Below are 25742 nucleotides of genomic sequence, written 5' to 3'. Positions count from 1 at the left end.
AAAAGGTGATAATGTGAAGATATTGTTCGTTGGGTTTGGCTCAATCGGAAGAAGACATTTAAGTAACCTTCAAATGGTTGCAAATCTCAGAAAGATTGATATAGAGGTAATTCTTTATAGATCTTCCAATATTTCAAATCATATTCCTTATAAACAATTTACCGACTATGATTTAGCTTTAGCTGAAAATCCTGATGTTGTTTTTATTTGTAATCCAACGCATTTACATTTGGATTTTGCGATAAAAGCAGCAAACAAGGGCTGTCACTTATTTATAGAAAAACCGTTGTCTCATAGCCTCGAAAAAGTAGATGATTTAATAAATGTTACTCACAATAAGGAGAATATTGTATTAGTTGGTTGTAACATGAGATTTCATCCTGGGTTAAAGCTCGTTAAAAGATTGATTGATAATAATACTATAGGTGATATTTATTCAGTGTCAGCATCTGTAGGGCAATACTTACCAGATTGGAGACCTAATCAAGATTATCGTCTATCCTATAGTGCTAAGGAAGAGTATGGTGGAGGAGCTGTTCTTGACCTAATTCATGAATTGGATTATGTGTACTGGCTTATTGGTGATGTGAGTGAGGTATGCGCTTTATCGGGTAAGGTAAGTAAACTAGAAATTGAAACGGAAGATATTGCTGAGGTATTATTAAGAACAAAAAACGGGGTTTTGGGGCATATCCATTTAGATTATCTACAAAGAGATTATAGTCGAAACTGTAAAATAATTGGTGAATATGGAACTATATTATGGGATTATAAAGAAGAAGTTGTAAAACATTTCGATATTCGTAAACAGAATTGGGAAGTTTACAATATTAGTTGTGACAGAAATGACATGTATGTAGAGGAAATTGAACACTTTTTTGATTGCATTATTTATGGTCATAAACCATTAATTCCAATCGAGGAAGGAAAAAGGGTATTGGAAATAGCAATAGCTTCGAAAAAATCTAGTATTTTAAAGAGGTTTATTGCTATCTAAATTCATGGATAGGGGATGCTAAACAAAATGGGAATTTTAGCAATTATATGTGCAAGAGGTGGCTCTAAAGGAGTACCTAACAAAAATATACGTTTACTTAACGGAAAGCCATTAATTGCATATACAATTGAATGTGCAAAAAAATATACTAAGTTTGATCGTATAATAGTTTCCACAGATTCTCCTAAAATTGCAGAGGTTGCTAAACAATATGGTGCAGACGTTCCTTTTTTAAGACCGAAGGAACTGGCAACAGATACGTCACCGAAAATTCCTGTATTGCAACATGCGGTAAGGTATCTAGAACAAGAAGAAAATGATCGTTATGATTTAATTGTTGATTTAGATCCAACTTCTCCGTTACGGACAGTTGAGGATATAGAGAATTGTGTAAACAAAATGATCGAAAAAAATCCTAATGTAGTTTTTAGTGTAACGCCGGCTCATAAAAATCCTTATTTCAATATGGTAGAAGAAAAGGATGGGAGAGTTTATTTGTGTAAAAAATTAGATAGATCGATAACAAGGAGACAAGATGCACCAATGGTATATGCAATGAATGCCTCTATATATGTATATAAAAAAGATTTTTTATTAAATACCGATAGTGTTTTTTCCGATAATACAATGGCAGTGGTAATGCCAGAAGAGCGTTCAATCGATATTGATCGCCCTATTGATTTCGAATTTGTAGAATTCTTGATGAAGAGAAATAATATCAATTAGCATAGCTTTTTTCTTTATAGGGGGAATATTCTTGAAAGAGGACTTATTTAATCTGGAAGGAAAAACGATATTAGTTACTGGGGGAGCCGGTTTAATAGGTTCTACCTTTGTAGAGACTCTATATTTCTATGGTGCTGATGTTGTGATTGGAGATATTAATCAAGATAAAGCAGAATCTCTAATTAAGGATTTATATGACCGAAACAAAACAAATAGAATAGTTTTTAAATATTTAGATATTACCAATCCAGAGTCGGTAATGAAGTGTATTAGCAATATTGTAAGTGAGTTTGGAAAGATTGATGTATTAGTTAATAATGCTTACCCAAGAAATAAAAATTATGGTTCTAAATATGAAAATATAGATTTTAATGATTGGAAAGAAAATGTTGATATGCATCTAAACGGGTACTTTTTAGTTTCCCACGTTGCCTCAAAACAAATGATGAAACAAAGATTTGGAAAAATAATTAACATTGCATCAATTTATGGTATGAGGGGGCCAAGGTTTAAAATTTATGAAGGCACTAATATGACTATGCCTGCTGAATATGCTGCAATTAAAGGTGGAATTATTAATTTTACAAGATACCTTGCTACTTATTTAGGACCATATCAAATAACGGCGAACTGTATTAGTTTTGGTGGTGTATACGATAATCAACCTGAATCCTTTGTTAAAAAATATTCAGAGATGGTGCCTTTAGGAAGGATGGCAAATAAAGAGGATCTGAGAGGAGTTATAGTATTTTTAGCGTCTGATTCATCAAATTATATTACAGGGCAAAATATTGTTGTAGATGGCGGTTGGACTGCTTCCTAAGAAAGGGGTGATAAAAAAATGGGGAAACAAAAGATTAATACTGTTGTGAATGGTGGAAGTGATTCCACTTATATTATTGCCGAAATTGGTGTTAATCATAATGGAGATCTAAATTTAGCTCTTAAGATGATAGACGCTGCATATGAAGCAGGAGCTGATGCTGTAAAATTCCAAAGTTTTAAAAGTGATAAATTAGTTTCAAGGTTTGCCGAAAAGGCTAAATATCAACAAGACAATACAGGTACCAACGAAACTCAATTGGAAATGTTAAAAAAATTAGAGTTATCTCGTGAAGACCATTTAATAATAAAAGAATATTGTACGAAAAAAAATATTGACTTTTTATCTACACCATTTGATGAAGAAACAGCCATCTTTCTAAAAGAAATAGGTATTAATGCTTATAAAGTTGGATCAGGAGATTTAACTAATATCCCTTTTTTAAAGAAAATAAACGACTTTGGCCTACCTATTATTTTATCAACTGGAATGTCTAATTTAAGAGAGATTGAGGAAGCTTTAGAAGTTATAAATAAAAGTAGTGTTGCCCTATTGCATTGTACCTCCAATTATCCTGCGCCTGTCGAGGATGTTAATTTAAGAGCAATGGTTACAATTCAAAAAGCATTTAATAAAGTAGTAGGTTATTCTGATCACACCGAGGGGATTGAAATAGCATTAGCTGCTGTAACGTTAGGTGCAAGAATAATAGAGAAACATTTTACATTAGATAAGAATTTACCAGGCCCCGATCATAAAGCTTCTTTGGAACCTCATGAATTTAAACAGTTAGTTAAATCTATTAGAATTATTGAGAAAGGTCTAGGTGATGGAGTAAAAAGATGCATGCCTTCTGAGGAAAACACTAAGGAGGTAGCAAGAAAAAGTTTGGTCGTTAGTCAAGATTTAAAACCAGGAGATATAATAACGAAGGAAAACCTTGTAATAAAGAGACCTGGAACTGGTATACCACCAAAGTATTATAATCTATTGTTAGGAAAAACGGTGAAACGTAAGCTTAAACAGGATCAAGTGCTAACTTGGGATGATGTGTTATGAGGAAAAAAGTAAAAAAAATTGTGGTTGTTACAGGTACGAGAGCCGATTATGGAATTTATGTCCCTCTACTAAAAAAAATAGAAAAGGATCCTGTTTTAGAGCTTGGATTGATAGTCACAGGAATGCATTTATCTCCTATTTACGGATATACAATAAATGAAATTAAGGCAGATAAATATAAAATTATAGGAACAATAGACATTTTGTTGCAGGGTTCTACTTCTGCAAATATGGCACGATCAATTGGCCTTGGGATCATTGGAATGACCCAGGTTTTAGAAACAAACCAACCTGATCTTTTGTTTGTTTTAGGTGATCGAGGAGAAATGCTTGCTGCGGCTATTGCAGCATCCCATTTAAATATTCCAGTTGCTCATCTTCATGGAGGGGAAGTATCTGGTTCAATAGATGAATCTGTAAGACATGCTATTTCTAAATTATCTCATATTCATTTCCCGGCTACGGCCAAAAGCGCTGAACGATTAAAAAAAATGGGAGAAGATGAATGGAGAATTCATCAAGTTGGTGCGTTAAGATTGGATACTATTCTTAAGGCAAATCTCCCATCCTTTGAAGAGGTTAGAGATAAGTATGGTCTTGGTTTTATTGAGAAGAATAATTACTTTTTATTAGTGTATCATCCTGTTACTACTGAGGTTCACTCATTAAAGGATCAAATTAAAAATGTTCTTGATGCACTAATAAAGCATCAAAAACCAATTATTTGTATTCTACCAAATTCTGATTATGGAACAGAAGAGATTACGGCTGTATATAACGAATATAAACAGTCTAATATTAAATTTATAAAGAACTTTAATCATCTGGATTATTTAACAGTTTTAAAACATTCATTAGCATTAATAGGCAATTCATCATCCGGAATTATCGAAGCAGCGTCTTTTCATGTACCTGTATTAAATATTGGAAATAGACAGAAAGGTAGAGAACGTTCAGGTAATGTTGTAGACGTTACAACTGCTTTAGAAGATATAGAAAAAGGGCTAAACCAAGTTTTAAGCGAATCATTTAGGCAAAGTGTTTCAAAGGTATCTAATGTATATGGAGATGGGAAAGCTAGTGACAGAATAGTTAAAAGAATAAAAGATTTGATTATTGACGATACTATTTTAAATAAGATTATTGCATATTAAAGGGGTAATATCTAATATGTATGTACTTATTGGGGCTGGCGGACACGCAAAGGTTATTTTGGATATACTACAAGAAAATAAAGAAACTGTTATAGGTCTAATAGATGATAATCCTCTACTGCAAGAATTAAGAGGGTACCCTGTTTTAGGAAATATTAATTATGTACCTTATTTGTTAGAAAAGTATAAAGGGAATTTGAAGTTTATCATTTCTATTGGTGACAATAGAGTAAGGGAAAAAATTTCCGCTAGATTAAATTGTTTAAAGGTTACATTTGGAAAGGCAATTCATCGATCTGCGGTAGTTAGTTCAAATGCTTTCATTGGAGAAGGTACCGTTGTTATGCCAAACGCTGTAATTAATTCGTCAGCCTATGTAGGAAAACATGTTATTATTAATTCAGGTGCAATAATAGAACATGACTGTGTAGTTGAGGATTATGCTCATGTTTCGCCAGGAGCAAATTTAGCTGGAAACGTACAAATAGGTAGATTAGCACATATTGGAACAGGGGCCAATATTATTCCTAATATTGCGATTGGAAACAATTCAATTATTGGGGCTGGGGCTGTTGTAACTCAGCCAATTCCTGAGGCAGTGGTTGCTGTTGGGATTCCAGCAAAGGTAATAAAAAAACGTTGCTAGTTTGTAGAATAATTAATATAAGGAAGGGTCTTCTATGTTAAAAGAGAGAATTTACTTATCGCCTCCTCATATGAGTGGTAATGAACAAAAATATATTGATGAGGCCTTCAAAACAAATTGGATTGCTCCATTAGGTCCTAATGTGGATGCATTTGAAAAAGAATTAGCTGAATATGTAGGGATTGAGGGGGCTGTTGCAGTTAGTTCGGGAACAGCTGCGATTCATTTAGCATTACGTTTGCTTGATATTAAAAGTGGAGATCGTGTTTTTTGTTCTACTCTTACATTTATCGCTAGTGCTAGCCCTATATTATATCAGGGAGCTGAGCCGGTTTTTATTGATTCAGAACCCGATACATGGAATATGTCTTCTATTGCATTAGAAAGGGCACTTGAAGATGCAAAACGTGAAGGAAAGTTGCCTAAAGTAGTGATTGTAGTTAATCTATATGGCCAAAGTGCAAAGATGGATGAAATTTTGAGTTTATGTAATAAATATAATATACCTGTTATTGAAGATGCAGCAGAATCACTCGGATCTACATATAAGGGAAAAAAGAGCGGTACGTTTGGAAAGTTTGGAATCTATTCTTTTAACGGAAATAAAATTATCACTACCTCTGGGGGAGGAATGCTAGTTTCTAATGATATAGAAGCGCTAAAAAAGGCACGCTTCTTAGCGACACAGGCTCGAGATCCAGCTCTCCATTATCAGCATAGCCAATTAGGTTATAACTATCGAATGAGTAATGTTTTGGCTGGTATTGGACGTGCTCAATTAGAAGTATTAGAACATAGAATAGAGGCAAGGAGAGCTATTTTCCAGCGTTATTTTGAAGAGTTAGGACAAATTGACGGAGTTTATTTTATGCCAGAGTTAGAAGGTACAGTTTCTAATAGATGGTTAACTACTTTAACGATTGATCAGGAAAAATTAAGAGTTAGTCCTGTAGAAATAATCAATTATTTAGATAAAGAAAACATAGAAGCTAGACGTGTATGGAAACCACTTCATATTCAACCATTATTTGAAGGGATAAAATACTATCCTCATCATGAAAATTATAGTGTTTCAGAAGCTTTGTTTGAAAATGGTATATGTTTACCTTCCGGATCAAATATGACGCCAGATCAACAGGACAGAGTTATTTGGGCTTTTAAAAGGGCTATTTATCGAAAATAATTTCTTTGATACTGAACAAGGAGGAGACAATGAAATTAGTTTTACTCTCCGGCGGCTCCGGCAAACGCCTTTGGCCGTTATCTAATGACGCTCGTTCAAAACAGTTTTTAAAAGTGTTAGAAAGCCAAAACGGCGAGCTGCAGTCGATGGTGCAGCGCGTATGGGAACAGCTAGGAAATGTTGACCTAGCTGATTCCGCTGTGATTGCGACAAGCAAATCCCAAGTCGATATGATTCAAAGCCAATTAGGACAAGAGGTATCGATTATTATTGAACCGATGCGGCGCGATACGTTTCCAGCGATTGCTCTAGCATCGGTTTATTTGTATAGCATAGAAGGAATTCGTTTAGATGAAGTCATTGCGGTGTTACCTGTCGATCCTTATGTGGAGGATCGTTTTTTTCATCGAGTAAAAGATTTAGAAAAAACCGTACTCGCAAGTGGGGCTGATTTGGCATTAATCGGTGTGGAGCCAACGTATCCATCTGCGAAGTACGGTTATATTGTTCCTGCTTCTAAATCTAGTGATAGTGATTATTTAAGAGTAAGTCATTTTACAGAAAAACCAAATGAAGAAAAAGCAGCGGAATGTAAGCGTCAAATCTTGCACACCTTCTTGGTGTGCTAATTTCATGAGATAATCTCCTCAAGATGAAATTGAAGGAGGTTTTTTTATGCCTAAGAATCCTGAATTACGAAAGGTTTGGGAACAACGAATCGCTGACTATCGTAAAAGCGGTCAAACTCAAGTAAACTGGTGCAAGGAAAATCAATGGAATATTCACCAGTTTAAATACTGGTTAAGAAAAATTGAAAATCCAATAAAAAATCAAGGAAAGTCTACAAAATGGGCATCCGTTACCCTAGAAGATCATTCACAAACAGTTGAAAATTCATTACGGATTGAAATTAGTGGGATTTCAATTGAAGTAAAACCTGGTTTCGATCCGGCCTTTCTTTCAGAAGTGGTTAGGACGTTGAAATCAACATGTTAGTTGGTACAAGAGCTGAACGAGTTTACTTGGCAAAAGGAAGTACTGATTTGAGAAAATCCATTGATGGATTAGCTGCTTTGGTGAAAGAGGGATTTGATTTAGATCCCTTTTCATCAAGTTATTTTGTGTTCTGTAATCGAAAGCGAGATAAATTAAAAATTCTTCACTGGGACTATAATGGTTTTTGGCTTTATTATCGTCGATTGGAAAAAGGAAAATTTCAATGGCCAAATGAAAATGACACTGGAACGATACAAATTAGTTATCGGCAATTACGCTGGTTATTGGATGGTCTTGCAATGGAGCAAAAGAAAGCACACCCAGAAGTAAAGGCTAGAACAGTTATATGAATTTTTTACTTTTAACAAAAACCTTGGAGGAAAATAGCTAAAACCGTCGAATTATTACTACATGATGAAAAATTTAAAGAATCCTAACCAAAACCCATTTGAATTAATTGAAAAACTTCAACAGCAAATCGTTGAATTGACGGCGAAATTGGTATGAAGAACAGTATCGTCTTAGTCAAAAACGAAAATTTGGCTCTTCAAGCGAAAAAACAAATCCTAATCAATTAGAACTACCTTTATTCAATGAAGCAGAGGTAGAGTCTAATGTAAAAGCCGAAGAGCCAACTGTTGAAACAATTACATATCGTCGTAAAAAGAAACGTGGTCAACGTCAAGCTACGTTTGAAAACCTGCCTATGGAAACGATTGAATATCGTTTACCCGAAGAAGAGCAGGTCTGTTCGTGTTGCGGTGAAAAAACACACGAAATGAGCACAGAAGTACGACAAGAATTAGTGATTATTCCGGCTCAAGTCAAAGTTTTAAAACACGTTCGATATGTCTATGGATGCCGTCATTGTGAGCGTAATGAAATAGAGACACCAATCGTTACAGCACCTGCCCCAAAATCTGTGTATCCAAAAAGTTTAGCTTCACCGTCAAGCATGGCATATATTATGAATCAAAAATATGTAGAGGGGCTACCTCTATATCGCCAAGAACAACAGTTCAAACGATTAGGTGTGATCTTATCCAGGCAAACCATGGCCAATTGGATGCTTTATGGTGCCGAAAAATGGCTTGCGCCAATTTATCAACGAATGAAAGAGCATCTCCTCTCTAAAGACATTCTACATGCGGATGAAACAACTGTTCAGGTTTTACATGAACCTGGAAGGTCAAGTACATCGAAATCTTACATGTGGCTTTATCGGACTGGAAGAGAGGATCCACCACTTGTCCTTTATGACTATCAGGAAACTAGAGCAGGAGAACATGCCAAAGAATTCCTAAAAGGGTTTAAAGGATACCTGCATGTCGATGGATATGCAGGATACCATAAGGTATCCGGCGTAACATTAGTTGGATGTTGGGCTCATGCCCGCAGAAAGTTCGATGAGGCTTTAAACGTACTTCCTGAATCCAAACGTCATTCAGCAGTCACAGCTCGGGAAGGACTCAATTTCTGTAATCAGCTATTTGCCATCGAGCGTGATTTGAAAGAATGTACACCAGAAGAACGATATAAAAAACGACTTAAACACAGCCAACCATTGTTGGAGGCTTTTTCAGCATGGCTAAAAACAGAGAAAAGCAATGTTTTACCAAAGAGTCTATTAGGTCAAGCCATTACATACTGCCTCAACCAATCGGAAAAACTCGTGGCATTTTTAGAGGATGGACGTTTAGAAATCGATAATAATCGAAGTGAACGATCCATTAAACCATTTGTGATCGGAAGGAAGAACTGGATTTTTAGCAATACTCCGAAAGGAGCTAAGGCCAGCTCAATCATTTACAGTATTGTGGAGACAGCAAAAGAGAATAAATTAAATCCATTTTATTATCTTCGCTACTTATTTGAAAGGCTTCCCAATATGGATATAAGCAATATGGATGAGCTTGATCAACTACTTCCTTGGTCCAAAACAATTCCTTTGAATTGTCGGGTTTTTAATAACTTATCACAATAATAGTATTTAATCCCTATCATTAAAAGGTGGGGATTATTTTACGCTTACAGCGGAATTAATTAAACAAGGCGCGCTTTGGAACTGCGGCGTGTTTGCTTTTAAACTCGACTATATTATTTCTTTGCTGCAAGAAAAGGGATTTCCAACTCAATATGATGAGCTATTAAAGCAGTATGATAAGTTGCCGAAAATTAGCTTTGACTATGAAGTAGTAGAAAAGACAAAACACATTGTTGTGTTGCCATATGATGGCTATTGGAAAGACCTTGGCACATGGAACACGTTAACAGAGGAAATGGCAACAAATCAAATTGGTAAGGGTGTTATTAGTGCTGATTGTGAGAATACCCATCTCATTAACGAGCTAGATATTCCGGTAACAGTATTAGGGGTATCTAATGCGGTTGTTGCGGTAAGTCCAGATGGGATTTTAGTCGCTGACAAAGCGAAGAGCCCAAAAATCAAAGAATTAGTAAATGGTTTTGACCAGCGCCCAATGTACGAAGAACGCCGCTGGGGTTGGTATCGGGTATTAGATTATACAAAATTTGAAGATGGACGAGAAGTATTAACAAAACGAATCGGTGTTACCGCAGGGAAAAATTTAAGCTATCAAATGCATCATCATCGCAGTGAAGTGTGGACCATTATTAAAGGTGAAGGGGAATTTGCTTTTAACGGAGAAATTCGCCGTGTGAAGCCGGGGGATGTGCTTGAAATTCCTGTCGGTGCGAAACATGGAATTAAAGCGATTACGGATTTAGAATTTATCGAAGTGCAAACAGGAACGGAGTTAATTGAAGAAGATATTGTTCGTATTTATATGACATGGGAAGAAGTAGAAGCAAATTGCTTATCTGCGAGTAAATGATTTTTTGGCTGCTAGAAGGATGTGTTTCTTCTAGCAGCTTCTTTTTTGTTAGTAAAAGAAAAAGAAGGGTTTTAATCGATTTTCATGCACTCTGTTTTCTAGGAATGCATCTGGTGCGGTACGAAATTGCGGGATTTGTACGGATATGACATTCCTTCTGAGCAAACGGGAAAGTGTTGGTTATTTCAGCGCATCCATACAAGAGAGCGAAGAACTTGTTTCCGCATTAGAAAACTCAGTCATAACAATAGTCCATCAAATAGTTAGCGTATTAAATTGGGGGATTGTATATGATTCTCGTTGTTGGCGGAGCCGGTTATATCGGCAGTCATTTAGTGAAAGAGTTAGTGGAAAAAGAGCAAGTAATTGTGCTTGATAACTTATCGACCGGTCATCGGTATTTAGTGGATGATCGTGCGGTGTTTGTGCAAGGGGATTTAGGGAACAAAGCGGATCTTGAACCGATTTTTGAAAAATACCCGATTCAAGCTGTCATGCATTTTGCGGCGAACAGCTTAGTCGGCGAATCAGTGGTGAATCCGCTGAAATATTATCAAAACAACGTTGCTGCTACATTAACGTTGCTAGAAACAATGTTGAAATATAGTGTGAAAAACTTTATTTTTTCGTCTACTGCGGCAACGTATGGGATTCCGAATGTCGAATTAATTACGGAAGATTGCCCAACAAATCCAATTAACCCATACGGCCGTTCGAAGTTAATGATCGAACAAATTTTAGCGGATTTTGCTTCTGCGTATGGTTTGAACTATGTCGTCCTTCGATATTTCAATGCGGCTGGTGCGCATGAGTCGGGAGAAATTGGCGAAGACCATAACCCGGAAACGCATTTAATTCCGATTGTCTTGCAGCATTTGTTAGGTCAGCGCGACAAAATTTCTGTCTTTGGTACGGACTATAATACACCAGATGGGACATGCATTCGTGACTATATCCATGTCACCGATTTAGCGAAGGCGCATATTTTAGCGCTTGAAGCATTGTTGACTGGTAAAAAGAAAACAGCTATTTACAATCTCGGCAACGGCTTAGGTTATTCCGTTAAAGAAGTGATAGAAACATGTGAAAAAGTCACGGGACGTAAACCCGTCATTGAATATACTGACCGCCGTTCGGGCGACCCGGCGCATCTTGTCGCATCCTCGCAAAAAATTGATGAAGAGTTGGGATGGAAAGCGGAATATTCATTGGAACAAATCATCGAAAGCGCGTGGAAATGGCATAGCCGCAATGGGAAGTAAATAGAAAACCTCCTGCTGAATGAGTGTCAGCGGGAGGCTGAATTTGTTTTTAAAAGGAAATAGAAGGGATAAATTTATATGAAAAACAAATGGCTTCGCTGGGGACTCGTATTCTATGGTGCAGCATGATTTATTACTTTACTGAATCCGATGAGTTTCATCAAAGTATCCAAAAATTAGTTGAATTTGATTTAATAAGGTATTCTGATTTTATTCAATCATTAGATATTTTAAGCGAGGCACAAAAAGACTGGTTATTGAGTATAGTGCCTTTTCGAAGAAAGAAAATATTGGAGTGGATTGGAAGGGGTGATCAATAACATGAAAAAAGTTCATACACTTTTAGTGGTTTGGCAAAATCCCAAAACCCGTTCTTTTTATCATATAGGAACTCTTTCTCATTATGATGGCTATTATGAGTTCACTTACACCTATAATGCCTCTGGTCACGGAAAACTGAAAGATGCATTGAATAACGGGTATATGTTGCATCCAGCTTTCCCAGACCCAACTAAAATATATCGATCAAAGGAGCTGTTTCCGGCGTTTGAACGCCGATTGCCGTCACCAGATCGTGCGGATTTTAAAGCCATTTTGTCCGATTTAGGTCTGGATGAGAATTCCACTAAGATGGACTTGCTTCAACAAACACGTGGGCGGTTAGCCAGCGACACTTATTCTTTTTGAGCAGCCGCTGCGTCTTGAAAACGATGGCAAGCTGCGCGTCAGCTTTTTTGTTCATGGCATGCGCCATCAAAATCTTCCTCAAAATTGGGCAACATGGCTGGCCATTAACGAAACGTTGAAATTAGTACAAGAACCAACAAACGCTTATGACCCTCATGCTGTTGCTATTTATACTCATGGGGGGAAGAAGCTTGGATATGTTCCGGCTTTTTATAGTAAGGCCATCTTTTCCTTGTTAGAAAATGGAGTGAACCCTTCTGTTCGTGTTGTGTATATGAATGAAAAATCAACACCTCATTGGTGGTTGAAAGTAGCCTTTGAGTGCGAGATTCCTTCTTTCCAAGGTGCAACATTGGATGAATTAGCCCCTGTTATGGGATAATACCTGCCGTGCTTCGAAGTTTGTCAAAGATTTAACATTAGGGGGGATGGCTTGGTCATTGCCATGGATATTGATAACCTCGGCAACGGCTTAGGCTATTCCGTCAAAGAAGTGATTGAAACATGTGAAAAAGCACCGAACGCAAAGTCATTTGAATCCATCGATCGCCGCCCAGGCGAACCGGCGCGCCTTGCCGCCTTATTCACAAAAAATTGATGAAGAACTTGGATGGAAAGCGGAATGTTCGTTGGAATCAATCAGTGGAAGCGTGTGGGAATGGCATCAGCGGAAAGGGTAAGGAGGACAAGCCACCCCGTAACAAGGGCGGCTTGTAAGTTTCATTTTTGTTGATTTATCCGAAAAATGCATTGACGATGAGTAACGTAACCAGAGACGCTGCCCATGCCAGTGTGGTTGGAATAGACCATGTCAAAATTTGTTCTTTCACTTCTTTAATTCCTAACATGCGGTTAATGACCCAAAATAAGCTATCGTTAAAATATGAGAAGACCATTGCACCTAAGGCGGCTGCCTGTGCAGCCAATGCCATATTGACATCTAATTGTTGCAAAATAGGTGCTGAGATGGAGGCGGCGGTAATCATGGCCACGGTTCCGCTGCCTTGAATCAGTCTCACAATCGTTGCGATGATGAAAGGGATTAAGATGGCTGGGAGATGTAATTGCGCTACTTGTTGGGCAATATAATCCCCGCTTCCACTCTCCCTTAGGACGTTCCCGAGCGCCCCACCGGCACCGGTGACGAGGAGGATGATTCCGGACGTTTTGATTCCTTCCTCCATTTGGTCAAGCGCTTCAGAGCGCTTCACATGGTGATATAATCCGTATATGGAGAAGATCAATCCGATTCCAACTGCAATAATGGGCGAGCCAAGAAATGTGATGTAGTCGTAAATTCCTCCCTTTAATTTGAGGGCGGTGACGGTTGTATTCGCAAAGATTAATATAATCGGAACGAAAATAGGAAGCACCGATCGTGTTAGCGAAGGTAAGTCTTTCTTTTCCTTAGATTCAAGAAATTCCTGGACCGTGATCGGATTAACCGGTCGTACATAATCTAAGCCTGTTTCATCAGGGATTTGATATATTTTCTTTCCAAGCCATTTGGCATATAGGACGCCTACAACGGTAACGGGGATGGCAAAAACTAATCCCCACGCAATCATCAATCCGACGTCAACTCCAAAAATTCCCGCAACACCCAATGGACCGGGTGTTGGTGGCACCGCATGGTGGGTGGCGACGAGCCCGGCTCCGAGTGCCACGCCAATGGTGAGAACGGATTTCCCGGTTTTTTTAGAAAGGGCTTTCACAAGCGGCGTTAAAATCACAAAGGCTGAGTCCACAAAGATAGGGATGGAAACGATATACCCTGTGATCGCCATTGCCCATTCTTCTTTTCGTTTTCCGACCCATTTTACAAGCGTATATGCCATTTTTTCAGCAGCACCGGATACTTCTAAAATGCGTCCCATCATCACTCCGAATCCAATCACGATTCCTATAGATCCTAAAGTGGATCCGAATCCTGCGGTGATCGCGTTGATGACGTCGGGAGCAGACATGCCCCCAACCAGTCCAGTAATGGAAGCTGCTATGATCAGAGCCAAAAATGCGTGTATTTTCGTCTTAAGTACTAGGAAAATGAGGATCGCTACCCCTAATACGAGCCCGAATATCATTTGGGCGCCCGATGCTTCCAACGCTTATACCCCCTTTTCATTCCCCTTTTGTTGCCTAGACCATAGAAGAGTTATGCCCATGAAGGCTGAAATTTTGGCGCATATTTTGCTGCAAGTGTAATGGCTTCTTCCATACTTACGCTACTTGCAATTCCCTTTCCGGCAATATCGAAGGCTGTTCCGTGGTCGACAGATGTGCGCAAAAATGGAAGACCGTTTGTAATCGAAATCGTTCTTTCAAAATCCGCCATCTTCGCGGCAATATGACCTTGATCATGGTAAAGGGATAGTACAGCATCATAAAGCCCATTTAGTGCGTGATGAAAAACAGAGTCAGCAGGGATTGGCCCAACGGCGTTAATCCCTTTTTCTTGAGCCATTTGAATGCCTGGGAGAATCTCATCGATTTCTTCCCTTCCAAACAGCCCGTTTTCTCCGCCGTGTGGGTTTAATGCTGCTACGGCGATTTTGCGATTTTCCACTCCTAGGCGTTGCAATGCTTGATCACAACGAATTAAATAGTCACAAACTCTCTCTTTTGTCATTGCGGCGATGGCGTCTTTTAGGGACAGGTGTCTCGTTAAAAAGAAAATTCTCATGTTTCTTACTTCAAACATCGTCAGTGGATCATGGGTATTGGTCAATGCGGCTAATATTTCTGTATGTCCGATAAAAGGAACGTTTGCCGCTTTCAACGATTCTTTATTGATCGGCGTCGTGGCTAAAGCTGACACTTTTCCGTTAAGGGCTAGATGGACAGCTGTTTCAATATATTCGTAAGCTGCCTTCCCGCATTGTGCCTGAACTTTCCCCATTTCAAGGGTGTCTACGTTTACGTTGTTTAATGAGATAACATCTATTGTTCCATGTTCGTATTTTCCATCTGAAGGATCTTTAATTTTACGGATGTTCAGCGAGATACTTGTAAAATTCATAGCCATTTTCAATACTTCACTATGACCAATAACAAGGGGTGAGCAAACTTCATATATTTTCGGGTTATTCAAGGCTTTAACTGTGATCTCTGGTCCGATTCCTGCCGGATCTCCCATTGGGATTGCGATAATCGGTTTAGTTTGTACTGACATGTTTTCCACTCCTTTGGTGATTGATTTTCATTTGTAAAAACCGTAGACTTTTGTAAATGGACCGTTGGTCGCCAACCATGCCTCCCTTTGTGACGACAGGGAGTCCGTCCAAGTATCCTCCCGAGAAGTATCCGAATGATGTCAATGGGAGAACTTCGTCTTCAATTTCAATGCCATTTGCTCTTCCTACGGCGCAAAGGGATGCGGTTACATCGCCGCCGCTTGTGAAGCATCCAGAAATAGGATATTTGGAACTCTCAATAATTTTCCTGCTAATTACGGCAAGTCCGTCTGTTATTCTTTTAGCTAGAGCATCTTCAGATACTTGCTCTATCTCAGATAACGCTTTCAAGTTGATCAGTTTATTCGCGGGGTGGTACGTAGTCACAATTAAGATGTTTTCTGTTTCTAATCTTTTTAGGCCAATGGATACGGCCCGTTCAACTTCTTCATTCCAGCTATTTGTGAAACTCGCTAATTTTTCTGGATTTACGTATACCGGGTTAGCGTTTGTTTTAGCTAAGAGATAATGAAGTTGTCGGCCGGTTAAAAAGGTCACACTTCCGATGACGATTAATATTTTTTGTGTGTTGAGTTCTTGATGTAAGTATAATCTTGCATAGTAAGCGGTTAAGGGACCTGGATCGACGGGAACAATGATTTTATCTTTAATCTTTGTCATCGCAAGGGCAATTGTTTCGATATGTTCATCGTTTACTGCATCAACCACGATGATTCGGTTTCCCTGTTCGATTTCTTCCCGTAATTTATTGGTGATTCTCCCGACGCCGGAAAGAACGGCATCCAGCCCTATCAATGAGACTGAATGGATGCTTTGTTGTCGAATGATGTCTGGGACAAACGACTGATTGACGGGCATAAGAGGATCTTTGGCTACGTCGGTTTCCTGGACAGGTACACCATCAACGAGCAAATATCCCCCGGTTGTTATTCTTCCCGAGTCGGGAAAAGAAGGGACGACGATGGCGATAGAATGTTCGCCGAGTTCATTTAAAACGGTATCAATTTCGATCCCAATATTGCCACGGATGGTGCTGTCAATTCTCTTGCAAAATATCTTCACATTCCATTGTTTGAGATTTTTGATTGCCTGGCGTACGCGATTTTCCGCAATCTCCCTAGAAGCGTATCGGCTATCGGTATCAATACAAATAGCATCGTAGTTTTCTATATTTGTCAAAGGTGCGTTTCTGACGAAGGTAGCTGTTTTGAATCCTTGTTTGGCCAATCTGACTCCTGTTGCATTAGCGCCGGTCAGATCATCTGCAATTACTCCTATTCTCATAAGTATTGTTCCCCCTCCCTGTCTATCAAAATCGTTTATATCGTTGCCGATGGATCACCCCCTTATTTTTGTTTATCACCAAGCAGGACAGTAAGGGGTTTTTCATATGACGTTGATTTTTAGTTGAAGTTGGGACTGCCTATACTCATTCTCATTCAATAGGGCGCACAACAATCACGTTTACATGTTCACTATATTTACACTGGTCTTCTTGGCTTAATCCCGTGTCTGTAATAATCCCTTCCAACTCTGAAAGTTGGCAAACAAGAGAAAAAGCCTTTTGGTTAAACTTGCTGGAATCGGCCAGCAACCAAGTAGATTCGGCCGCTTGCATCATTAGTTTTTTGATTAGCGATTTTTCAAAAGTGGGCGATGTTACTCCTGATGCAATATCGACAGCATGGATCCCTAAAAAGAAAATATCTGCATGGATGTTTTTCAGTAACTCTTGGGTAGGGCAGCCATACAAAGTACCAACTTGGTTTTGCAATTCCCCTCCCGTCACGATCACCTTTAATTTACTTTCCATTAATTCGGCTGCAATCTTAATGTCATTAGTAATAACAGTTAAATCTTCCCTGTCTTTAATCAACCTAGCGACTTCAATAGTGGTCGTTCCTGAATCTAAAATGACATTAGCTCCTTCTGGAATCAGTTCGACTGCTTTACGGGCAATGGCTTTTTTCTGCTCGATATTTTTTTCTTTTTTCGTTGAGTACGGTGTTTCTTGAATTAGCGATTTCGGATGAATCGCACCCCCATGTGTTCGGACGATCTTGCCCTCTCTTTCAAGAAGAGCCAAATCTCTTCTGATCGTCATTGCTGACACGTTTAATTGTTGCGACAGTTCTTCGATATCCACTTTACCTTGGGTGATCAATTGTTTTTCAATCCATCGGCGTCGTTCTTTTGGTAACATGTGTATTCACCCTTTGAACTAGTTGTTCGATTTTAACGATTATTTGTTAACTTGTAACATAATTTTATTCGATTTTGTTCATTTTTGTCAACATGGAAGTAAAAATATTTTTATAATTCTAATAATGGGGGTTATTCATAATGGGGGTTATTCCAATAATTATTCCAATTCTAATAAATTCCAATAATTAATTCCAATAATTAATTCCAATAATTGGGGGCGATTGGGGGCGGTGCCTGTCACCGCCCGAAATTTGTCGAAATATTGGTAATTGAAAGATAAACGGAGGGGTATTACAATTATGGATAAGAACTAATGTTCTGTGGTTGGGAGGGATGGATGATTGACGGTGAAGATTTTAAGCATTGGGTTAAGGGGGTTAGAAGGGTATCGGGTGCAGGTGGAGGTGCAGGAGGTGCCTGGGATTGCGGCGATGGTGATTGTTGGGTTGCCGGATGCATCGGTGAAAGAGGCAAAGGAACGTGTTCTTGCTTCGCTTTATGCTTTCGGATGCGACGTTTTTGATAAAAGGCTTGTTGTTCATTTGTCTCCGCCGGAGCGGAAAAAGCATAGCCCGATGTTTGATTTGGCGATGGCGATTGGGATTTTGAAGGCAATAGGCAAGCTGACAGCGCCGGTTTCCTACGATGCAGCGTTTTTAGGTTCGTTATCGTTGGATGGAACGATTCAGCCGGTGGATGGCATGCTTCCAGCGATATTGGCAGCAAAGAAGCTCGGTTTTCAAAAAATATACCTTCCGTATGATCCCACACTTCCGCTTCATCATTTGAAAGATCTCGATTGTATCTTTGTTCAGACGTTGGAAGAAACGGTGCAATATCTGCAAGGACAACGTGTTCTTTCGTTACCCCCAGCTTTGCGTTCTCCTGAAATTATAGACTCCCTGCGAAAGCATCATCGGGATTTTCAATCGATTATTGGCCATCATCAAGCAAAGCGTGCATTGGAGATCGCAGCGGCAGGCGGACATAACGTGTTAAAGGTTGGACCGCCTGGGTGCGGGAAAAGTTTGTTAGCGGAAACGTTTCCGTCGATTTTGCCGGGTCTTTCTCATGATGAGCAGTTAGAGGTGATCAATTTGTACCAGCTGGCAGGAGAAAAAATCGAGAGCGGCTATCCACCTTTTCGTCATCCGCATCATTCCGCTTCATCGGTTTCTTTAATTGGCAGGGGAACGCACCCAAAGCCTGGCGAAGTGTCGCTGGCACATCGCGGTGTTTTGTTTCTCGATGAAATGGCGGAATTTGCAAAAAAGACACTGGATATGCTTCGCCAGCCGTTAGAGACGGGGAAAGTGACGATTAGCCGTATTTCGTCGACGGTGACATATCCCGCGGACTTTATTTTGCTTTGGGCGATGAATCCGTGTCCGTGTGGATATTTAGGCTCAAGAACGCGCTATTGCACATGGCCAAGTGATAAAGCGTAATATTCTCGGTCACAATCCTCTTCTTTCCCAAAGAACTTTACACAAATGTCATCTGTAAATGGGAACACAGCCCCTTGCCGACCTTTTCCAATTTTCGTCAGCGGCGACCTATTTGTAACTTCGACATCAGCATTTTCAATGTTTTGGTCTTTTATGTTTTTATCGCATTTTTTCAAATACTTCGTTCTACCGTTTTCACTCCCCCCTAAAAGATCCTCTCTATGTTTTAGAATCTTTTGCAGAAAACTAAATCTGGATCGCTCTATATATAATTCAAGGACAAGGGAAAAAATGATCTCCACCAAAATAGAAAACTATAAAAAAGTAGCCTAGCCCCAATTCTCCATTTTAGTAACCTTTGGGCTAGACTTTTGTAAAATGATGTTTACCTTTTTAAAAAACGCTTTAAAAATGCCTGCAGTCTTTCACTTTTCGGATTTTCAAATAGTTCTTGTGGTGTTCCTTGTTCTTCAATTTGGCCATCATGCAAAAATACAACGCGGTCTGCCACATCACGGGCAAAATCCATTTCATGGGTTACAAGAATCATCGCCATGTCGGTTTTTTTAGCCAAGTCTTTGATGACTTGAAGAACTTCGCCGACCAACTCAGGGTCAAGAGCCGAAGTTGGTTCATCAAACAGCATAACTTTGGGGTGCATGACGACAGCACGGGCAATTGCCACCCGCTGCTTTTGTCCGCCGGAAAGCTGTGAAGGGTAAGCATCTAATTTATCGCCTAGACCGACTTTTGTCAGCATGTCTACCGCCCTCGCATGGGCTTCCTCTTTTGAAAGTCCCAGCACATGAATCGGCGCTTCTGTTACATTACGTAAAATCGTCATATGCGGAAACAAGTTAAAATGTTGGAAAACCATGCCGATATCGCTGCGCATTTTCCGCAAATGTTTCTCATCAGCCTGGACAAGTTTGCCGCTCGCAGTTTTTTTATGCCATAGCGGTTCTCCACCTATTGTTATAATCCCGGACGTCGGTTTTTCAAGGGTCATCAACATTCTAATAATCGTCGTTTTTCCCGACCCGCTCGGACCGATCAGCGCCACTTTTTCACCACGTTTAATCTCTAAATTTATTCCTTTTAATACTTCCGTTTCGCCAAATTTTTTCGTTACATTTTCATAGCTTACTAATGTTTCAGCCGGTTGTCGCTTGGAATTTCTTATCATGATCAGATCTTTTTCCAAAGCTCCCATGTATCATCATCCTTTCAATGATTTCTTTTATCAAAACAAAGTTTAGTTCCAACCTGTTATCTTACGTATACATACATTTTCAATCAGTGTTTTCTTTCGCCAAAAGTAAGTTTCGACCGCTGTTCAAGTTTGTTTATGAAAATGGCCGATGGGTAACTTAACAGCAAGAATAAAATGCCAACAATCGTGATCGGCTCAAGATATTTAAAGTGTTCCGCTCCTATTAACTGGGCTTTTTGCAAAAATTCACCGACGCCAATAGCCATTAAAATTGGTGTTTCTTTAAATAAAACAAGCAGATAGTTTCCGAGCATCGGGATCACAGGAGGGATCGCTTGTGGAAGAATAATATTGATCCACGTTTGCGTTTTCGTAAAGTTCATTGCTTTCGCAGCCTCCCATTGTCCTTTTGGTACGGATTCAATGCCGGAACGATACACTTCAGACAAGTACGTACTATAATGGATTCCCAGCGTGAGAATTCCTGCTGTATATTTATCGAAGGAAATTCCAAGCGAAGGCAAGGCAAAAAACACAAAAAACAGTTGGACTAAAGGCGGGGTGCTTCTTATAAATTCAATGAAGCCATAAGTAAGCATTGATAACGGTTTAAAGCTTGATCTTCTTAAAAATGTAAGAACAAGGCCAAAGATTAATGAAAAAATATAAGCACCAAATGTGATCCCGATCACCACCCAAATCGCACTTGCAATCTCAGGAAATATCTGAATCGCAAAATTCCAGTCCCATGTCATGCTTGAGCCACTCCTTTCGAAGCGTATTTCTCCAATTTTCTTACTGCAATGATCAGTGGCAGAGCAATTATAAAATAAAGGATGAGCAAGACGATAAAGACGGGAAACGTATAGCTAATATTCGTATTTTGGATCATTAAGCCTTTATAGGTCAGGTCTGTCAGAGTTATGAGAGAAACAAGCGAAGTGCCTTTTAAAAGCTCAATCGAAATATTTCCAAAACCAGGGAGCATCATTCGCAATGCTTGCGGGAGGATCACAAGTCTCATCCGTTGCCAGCGCGTCATATTCAAAGCAATCGCCGCTTCCGTTTGTCCATGGGGAATGGCCAAAATCGTGCTGCGGACAACTTCAGAGGCATAGGCACCGTAATTTAGTCCTAGCGCAACAACACCTGCAAAAAATGGAGAAAGTTGTAATCCAAAGGCAGGGAGGGCAAAGAAAATCCAAAACAGTTGCACTAACAAAGAGGTACCTCTGAAAAGTTCAACATAGATAGCTATCAATTTTCTAATGATCGTAAACTTTGAAATCCGTCCTAAACCAGCGATAAAAGCGACAATCAATGCGAGGAACGAGGCAGCGAGTAAAATTTCGATCGTTACTATAAGCCCCGGTGCTATTTTAGGGATAATCTCTGCATATACGTACATATTTTTTCATCACTTCCTTTGGAATTTTATTTTTAGAGCGAAGTCACCGTTTCTAGAATAGCCTCCTTGCTCAATTGCTGCACCATTTGCAGAAATGGCATGGCTGTCTACCTTGCTTTATGAAAACAGACGCCCATGGAAGAGCGCCTGTTTTTATTTAAATCATTCTACTTTTCACATAGCTGCTCCGTTGTCATATCTCCTGGCAAATCCGCCTCTGTAAAACCAAATTCACTAATAATTTCAAGAAGTTGACCAGAATCTTTTAATTTTTGCAATACTTCATTATAGGCTATTCTTAAATCATCATCCTCTGGTTTAAAAGCCGCTGCTCCATATCCACGAATGGATTCTCCATTGACCGTCGGTTGAATAAAGTCAGTAACACGTTCGATATTCTTGGCATTAGCTGTGGAAAGAGCCGCCTCTAGTGTCGGTCCAGTCATCGTAATCGCATCAACACGCCCTGATTCTAAAGCGGCAATATTGGAAGGGATGTCCTGAACAAATTCCATTTGACTTTCTTTAACGCCAGCAGCTTTTAAATAATCAATTTCAATGGCGCCATTCATAATAGCCACCTTTACATCTGGGTTTTTTGCAATATCTTCATAGCTTTGCAGATTTAGAGGATTTCCTTTTTGCACTGCCAAAGCTTCACCAATGCTATATTCAGGTTCCCCAAAATCGACTTGTTCACACCGTTCTGGTGTAATGTACATTCCAGCCGTAATCACATCAAAATTGCCCGATTTTAATCCTGGAATAAGTGAGCTAAACTTCGTTAACTTTCCTTCCATTTCCTCAATGCCAAGTTCATTAAAAACAGCACGGGCCACTTCTACAGATTGACCGGTCAAATTCCCATTTTCATCCTCATAAGCATAAGGAACCTCACCGGAAAATCCCACAACTATTTTTCCTTCTTTTTGAGCTCGTTCTAGTGTAGACATTTTTTCTTCAGACCCTGAAGATGTTGATGAACAAGCGGAAACACTTAGCAACAACAAACCTATAAGCAGACCAGTTAATAATTTTTTCAATAATCAAACCCCCTGTTTTTACTTTTGAATTTTTTAGAAACTGGAAATAAGAAGGGAAAAGTAGAAATAGTACACTGGAAAAAAGGTGGTATACAATAAGTCTATGGGAAGTAAACGATTGACACAAATCGCATAATCGAGGATATGATGGGATTATTTGGGCTCACCCAGCGTGAGATAGTATTAAAATGGAATAACTCAAAATTATTAAAGGATGCTCCCATATCCCCCAAAATCCGGGGTCGGTGCCTGTCACCGCCCGAAATTTGTCGAAATATTGGTAATTGAAAGATAAAAGGGAGGGTATTACAATAATGGGTAAGAACTAATGTTCTGTGATTGGGAGGGATGGATGAGTGACGGTGAAGATTTTAAGCATTGGGTTAAGGGGGTTAGAAGGGTATCGAGTGCAGGTGGAGGTGCAGGAAGTGCCGGGGATTGCGGCGATGGTGATTGTTGGGTTGCCGGATGCATCGGTGAAAGAGGCAAAGGAACGTGTTCTTGCTTCGCTTTATGCTTTCGGATGCGACGTTTTTGATAAAAGACTCGTTGTTCATTTGTCTCCGCCGGAGCGGAAAAAGCATAGCCCGATGTTTGATTTGGCGATGGCGATTGGGATTTTGAAGGCAATAGGCAAGCTGACAGCGCCGGCTTCCTCCGATGCAGCATTTTTAGGTTCGTTATCGTTGGATGAACGATTCAGCCGGTGGGTGGCATGCTTCCAGCGATATTGGCAGCAAAGAAGCTCGGTTTTCAAAAAATATACCTTCCGTATGATCCCACACTTCCGCTTCATCATTTGAAAAGATCTCGATTGTATCTTTGTTCAGACGTTGGAAGAAACGGTGCAATATCTGCATGGACAACGTGTTCTTTCGTTATCCTCAGCTTTTCACACTCCTGAAATTATAGACTCCCTGCGAAAGCATCATCGGGATTTTCAATCGATTATTGGCCATCATCAAGCAAAGCGTGCATGGAGATCGCAGCGGCAGGCGGACATAACGTGTTAATGGTTGGACCGCCTGGGTGCGGGAAAAGTTTGTTAGCGGAAACGTTTCCGTCGATTTTGCCGGGTCTTTCTCATGATGCGCAGTTAGAGGTGATCAATTTGTACCAGCTGGCAGGAGAAAAAATCGAGAGCGGCTATCCACCTTTTCGTCATCCGCATTATTCTGCTTCATCGGTTTCTTTAATTGGCGGGGGAACGCACCCAAAGCCTGGCGAAGTGTCGCTGGCACATCGCGGTGTTTTGTTTCTCGATGAAATGGCGGAATTTGCAAAAAAGACACTGGATATGCTTCGCCAGCCGTTAGAGACGGGGAAAGTGACGATTAGCCGTATTTCGTCGACGGTGACATATCCTGCGGACTTTATTTTGCTTGGGGCGATGGCTCAAGAACGCGCTATTGCACATGTAGTCCGAAACAAATTCAAGCGTATCGAAATCGTGTTTCCGGGCCGATTTATGACCGGATGGATGTTTTATTACCATTGGAAGTCATTGATTTCACCAAAGAAACGAGGGTTTCGGAATCTTCGGAAACCATAAGGAAAAGAGTAGAAGAAGCAAGAAGAAAGCAATATGAACGTTACGGAAAAGAAATAACGAATGGGCGTGTTCCTTTTGAGTTATTAATGGAAAAAAGCCCGCTTGCCAAAAGGCAGCAACTTCTGTTGCAGCAATGGGCATCCCAGCATCAATGGAGCAATCGTGTACAAGCGAAAATCATTCGGCTGGCAAGGACCATTTCCGATTTAAAGGGAACCGAAGAGATAGCGGATGAATCGCTTTGGGAAGCGATGACGCTAAGGTGGCTGAAAACATATACAAAAGCAACAAGCAACAGCGAGGTAAAAAGAATGGGACGGCAAAAGCGGATCTGGGTGCCCCGTCGGTTTTATCATATCGTTTGCCGCGGCAATCGGCGTGATCCCCTATTCAAGGAAACAAATGATTTTCTCGCTTTTCTCCATATCCTCCACCAGCTTTACGAAAAAATCCCTTTTGAAATAGCCGCATATTGCCTTATGACGAATCACTTTCACCTGCAGCTGCGCTCAAAACAGGAGCCGATTTCGAAAGTCATGGCGCTCATGAACAAACGGTATGCGAATTATTATAATACTCGCTATCGTTTGATGGGACATGTATTTGAAAAGCGTTATTATGGTAAATTGATTGACAATGACAGCGGAATGTTGGAAGTGAGTCGATATATTCATCTCAATCCTGTAGAAGCTCATATGGTGCATGCGCCGGAACTTTACCGATGGAGTAGTTTTTATTTGTATATGCATCCCAAATCGCTGCCTCCGAAATTTATGAATATGGATGCATTATTAGATTACTTTTCAGGCACAAAAACAGAGCGGAAGAAAAAATATGCTGAATTTGTGAGGGGGTGAGGCTGCCTGTCACTTGTCAGCCATCGAAAGCGCGTGGAAATGGCATCAGTGGAAAGGGTCCAAATGGTCGAGACGCCCTTGATGGGGCGGTTTGTTTTTATGGGTGCTGTTAACTTAATATTCGGTCTATTAATTGGTTAATAGGGCGTGCTGGCGGTCGGTTATGGAGCAGTCCATACGTCACAGGTATATTTTCGTAAAAAGTTTATGGAGGAAAAAGGATGAATATGGGAAGATGAACTAGGAGTGATTGGCGTAACAAATGTGGGCAGTTCTGTTTAGGTGATGTGCATGAGTGTTTATTGCAAAATAAAAATACAGAGTTCTGCAACAAAAAAATGCAGAACTTGATTGCATAAAAAAAGGCTTGCCAGCTTAGAGGCCCAAGGAAGCAACCTGCCCACCCCTAAAATAGGGCTAATTTAAATGTTTTC

General features: G+C 39.8%; 21 protein-coding genes and 6 pseudogenes. 19 read left to right on the top strand and 8 right to left on the bottom strand.

Features of this window, described 5'->3' with window-relative positions; genetic code table 11:
- Positions 1-13 precede the first annotated feature (13 nt).
- The 16 genes and pseudogenes from NSQ84_RS17055 to NSQ84_RS16980 form a co-directional block, all read left to right on the top strand.
- Entirely contained in the window at positions 14-997 is a 984-nt protein-coding gene (locus tag NSQ84_RS17055) for a Gfo/Idh/MocA family oxidoreductase (protein WP_066249401.1), read from the top strand.
- A 27-nt stretch (positions 998-1024) separates the two neighbouring features.
- The gene (locus NSQ84_RS17050; protein ID WP_339212139.1) at positions 1025-1723 is read left to right on the top strand and encodes an acylneuraminate cytidylyltransferase family protein; all 699 of its coding nucleotides are present in this window, start codon (positions 1025-1027) and stop codon (positions 1721-1723) included.
- A 31-nt stretch (positions 1724-1754) separates the two neighbouring features.
- Positions 1755-2546, top strand: a complete 792-nt coding sequence (locus NSQ84_RS17045; protein ID WP_327873683.1) for an oxidoreductase — start codon at positions 1755-1757, stop codon at positions 2544-2546.
- 18 nt (positions 2547-2564) lie between these two features.
- On the top strand, positions 2565-3605 hold the full coding sequence (gene neuB, locus NSQ84_RS17040) for an N-acetylneuraminate synthase (protein WP_066249394.1): 1041 nt from the start codon (positions 2565-2567) through the stop codon (positions 3603-3605).
- Positions 3602-4759: a UDP-N-acetylglucosamine 2-epimerase gene (gene neuC, locus NSQ84_RS17035; protein ID WP_327873684.1), complete on the top strand. Its 1158-nt coding sequence runs from the start codon at positions 3602-3604 to the stop codon at positions 4757-4759. The genes neuB and neuC overlap by 4 nt, the downstream gene beginning before the upstream one ends.
- Positions 4760-4775: 16 nt before the next feature.
- Positions 4776-5405 (top strand): acetyltransferase, encoded by a 630-nt coding sequence (locus NSQ84_RS17030; RefSeq protein WP_066249387.1) that lies wholly within the window; start codon positions 4776-4778, stop codon positions 5403-5405.
- 34 nt (positions 5406-5439) lie between these two features.
- Positions 5440-6588, top strand: a complete 1149-nt coding sequence (locus NSQ84_RS17025) for an aminotransferase class I/II-fold pyridoxal phosphate-dependent enzyme (protein WP_339212138.1) — start codon at positions 5440-5442, stop codon at positions 6586-6588.
- A gap of 29 nt (positions 6589-6617) precedes the next feature.
- Positions 6618-7178: pseudogene (locus NSQ84_RS17020) on the top strand (sugar phosphate nucleotidyltransferase); the annotation flags it as partial.
- 85 nt (positions 7179-7263) lie between these two features.
- Positions 7264-7584, top strand: a complete 321-nt coding sequence (locus NSQ84_RS17015; protein ID WP_311066156.1) for an IS66 family insertion sequence element accessory protein TnpB — start codon at positions 7264-7266, stop codon at positions 7582-7584.
- Positions 7578-7934, top strand: a complete 357-nt coding sequence (gene tnpB, locus NSQ84_RS17010) for an IS66 family insertion sequence element accessory protein TnpB (protein WP_003352857.1) — start codon at positions 7578-7580, stop codon at positions 7932-7934. The genes NSQ84_RS17015 and tnpB overlap by 7 nt, the downstream gene beginning before the upstream one ends.
- 61 nt (positions 7935-7995) lie before the next feature.
- Positions 7996-9568: pseudogene (locus tag NSQ84_RS17005) on the top strand (IS66 family transposase).
- A gap of 49 nt (positions 9569-9617) precedes the next feature.
- Positions 9618-10439 (top strand): annotated as a pseudogene (locus NSQ84_RS17000) (cupin domain-containing protein); the annotation flags it as partial.
- Positions 10440-10729: 290 nt separating this feature from the next.
- Entirely contained in the window at positions 10730-11701 is a 972-nt protein-coding gene (gene galE / locus NSQ84_RS16995; protein ID WP_327873686.1) for a UDP-glucose 4-epimerase GalE, read from the top strand.
- A gap of 321 nt (positions 11702-12022) precedes the next feature.
- Entirely contained in the window at positions 12023-12388 is a 366-nt protein-coding gene (locus NSQ84_RS16990) for a hypothetical protein (RefSeq protein ID WP_327873687.1), read from the top strand.
- A 58-nt stretch (positions 12389-12446) separates the two neighbouring features.
- Positions 12447-12770: an HIRAN domain-containing protein gene (locus NSQ84_RS16985; protein ID WP_327873688.1), complete on the top strand. Its 324-nt coding sequence runs from the start codon at positions 12447-12449 to the stop codon at positions 12768-12770.
- A gap of 69 nt (positions 12771-12839) precedes the next feature.
- A pseudogene (locus NSQ84_RS16980) lies at positions 12840-13068 on the top strand (UDP-glucose 4-epimerase GalE); the annotation flags it as partial.
- 54 nt (positions 13069-13122) lie between these two features.
- On the opposite strand, the gene NSQ84_RS16975 reads toward NSQ84_RS16980, so the two are convergent.
- The 4 genes from NSQ84_RS16975 to NSQ84_RS16960 all read right to left on the bottom strand — a co-directional run bounded on the left by NSQ84_RS16975 (position 13123) and on the right by NSQ84_RS16960 (position 17785).
- Complete coding sequence (locus NSQ84_RS16975) at positions 13123-14493, bottom strand: gluconate:H+ symporter (RefSeq protein ID WP_015375993.1); 1371 nt, start codon at positions 14491-14493, stop codon at positions 13123-13125.
- 50 nt (positions 14494-14543) lie between these two features.
- Complete coding sequence (gene pdxA / locus NSQ84_RS16970) at positions 14544-15560, bottom strand: 4-hydroxythreonine-4-phosphate dehydrogenase PdxA (protein WP_339212137.1); 1017 nt, start codon at positions 15558-15560, stop codon at positions 14544-14546.
- Complete coding sequence (locus NSQ84_RS16965; protein WP_327873690.1) at positions 15544-16866, bottom strand: four-carbon acid sugar kinase family protein; 1323 nt, start codon at positions 16864-16866, stop codon at positions 15544-15546. The genes pdxA and NSQ84_RS16965 overlap by 17 nt, the downstream gene beginning before the upstream one ends.
- Before the next feature lie 151 nt (positions 16867-17017).
- A complete protein-coding gene (locus NSQ84_RS16960) occupies positions 17018-17785 on the bottom strand; it encodes a DeoR/GlpR family DNA-binding transcription regulator (RefSeq protein WP_327873691.1) in 768 nt (255 codons plus the stop codon).
- Positions 17786-18128: 343 nt separating this feature from the next.
- Between NSQ84_RS16960 and NSQ84_RS16955 the strand changes: the two are divergent.
- Positions 18129-19214 (top strand): annotated as a pseudogene (locus tag NSQ84_RS16955) (ATP-binding protein); the annotation flags it as partial.
- A gap of 406 nt (positions 19215-19620) precedes the next feature.
- Here NSQ84_RS16955 and ehuA read toward each other — a convergent pair.
- From ehuA to ehuB, 4 genes are all read right to left on the bottom strand, one after another.
- Positions 19621-20448 (bottom strand): ectoine/hydroxyectoine ABC transporter ATP-binding protein EhuA, encoded by an 828-nt coding sequence (ehuA, locus tag NSQ84_RS16950; RefSeq protein ID WP_327862714.1) that lies wholly within the window; start codon positions 20446-20448, stop codon positions 19621-19623.
- Between the two features lie 83 nt (positions 20449-20531).
- Positions 20532-21203 carry an ectoine/hydroxyectoine ABC transporter permease subunit EhuD gene (gene ehuD / locus NSQ84_RS16945; RefSeq protein ID WP_327862713.1) on the bottom strand — a complete coding sequence of 224 codons (672 nt, stop codon included), beginning with the start codon at positions 21201-21203 and terminating at the stop codon, positions 20532-20534.
- Positions 21200-21856: an ectoine/hydroxyectoine ABC transporter permease subunit EhuC gene (ehuC, locus tag NSQ84_RS16940; RefSeq protein WP_327862712.1), complete on the bottom strand. Its 657-nt coding sequence runs from the start codon at positions 21854-21856 to the stop codon at positions 21200-21202. Before ehuC ends, ehuD begins: the two co-directional genes overlap by 4 nt.
- 167 nt (positions 21857-22023) lie before the next feature.
- Complete coding sequence (gene ehuB, locus NSQ84_RS16935) at positions 22024-22899, bottom strand: ectoine/hydroxyectoine ABC transporter substrate-binding protein EhuB (RefSeq protein WP_327873300.1); 876 nt, start codon at positions 22897-22899, stop codon at positions 22024-22026.
- A 356-nt stretch (positions 22900-23255) separates the two neighbouring features.
- Between ehuB and NSQ84_RS16930 the strand changes: the two are divergent.
- Positions 23256-24735: pseudogene (locus NSQ84_RS16930) on the top strand (YifB family Mg chelatase-like AAA ATPase); the annotation flags it as partial.
- A 27-nt stretch (positions 24736-24762) separates the two neighbouring features.
- Entirely contained in the window at positions 24763-25308 is a 546-nt protein-coding gene (locus tag NSQ84_RS16925) for a transposase (protein WP_327873721.1), read from the top strand.
- Positions 25309-25742 lie beyond the last annotated feature (434 nt).

Source organism: Aeribacillus sp. FSL K6-3256 (assembly GCF_037965805.1).
Classification (GTDB): Bacteria; Bacillota; Bacilli; order Bacillales; family Aeribacillaceae; genus Aeribacillus; species Aeribacillus composti.
The sequence above is the reverse complement of the archived record's forward strand: the minus strand, read 5'-3'. Positions and strand labels throughout refer to the sequence as shown.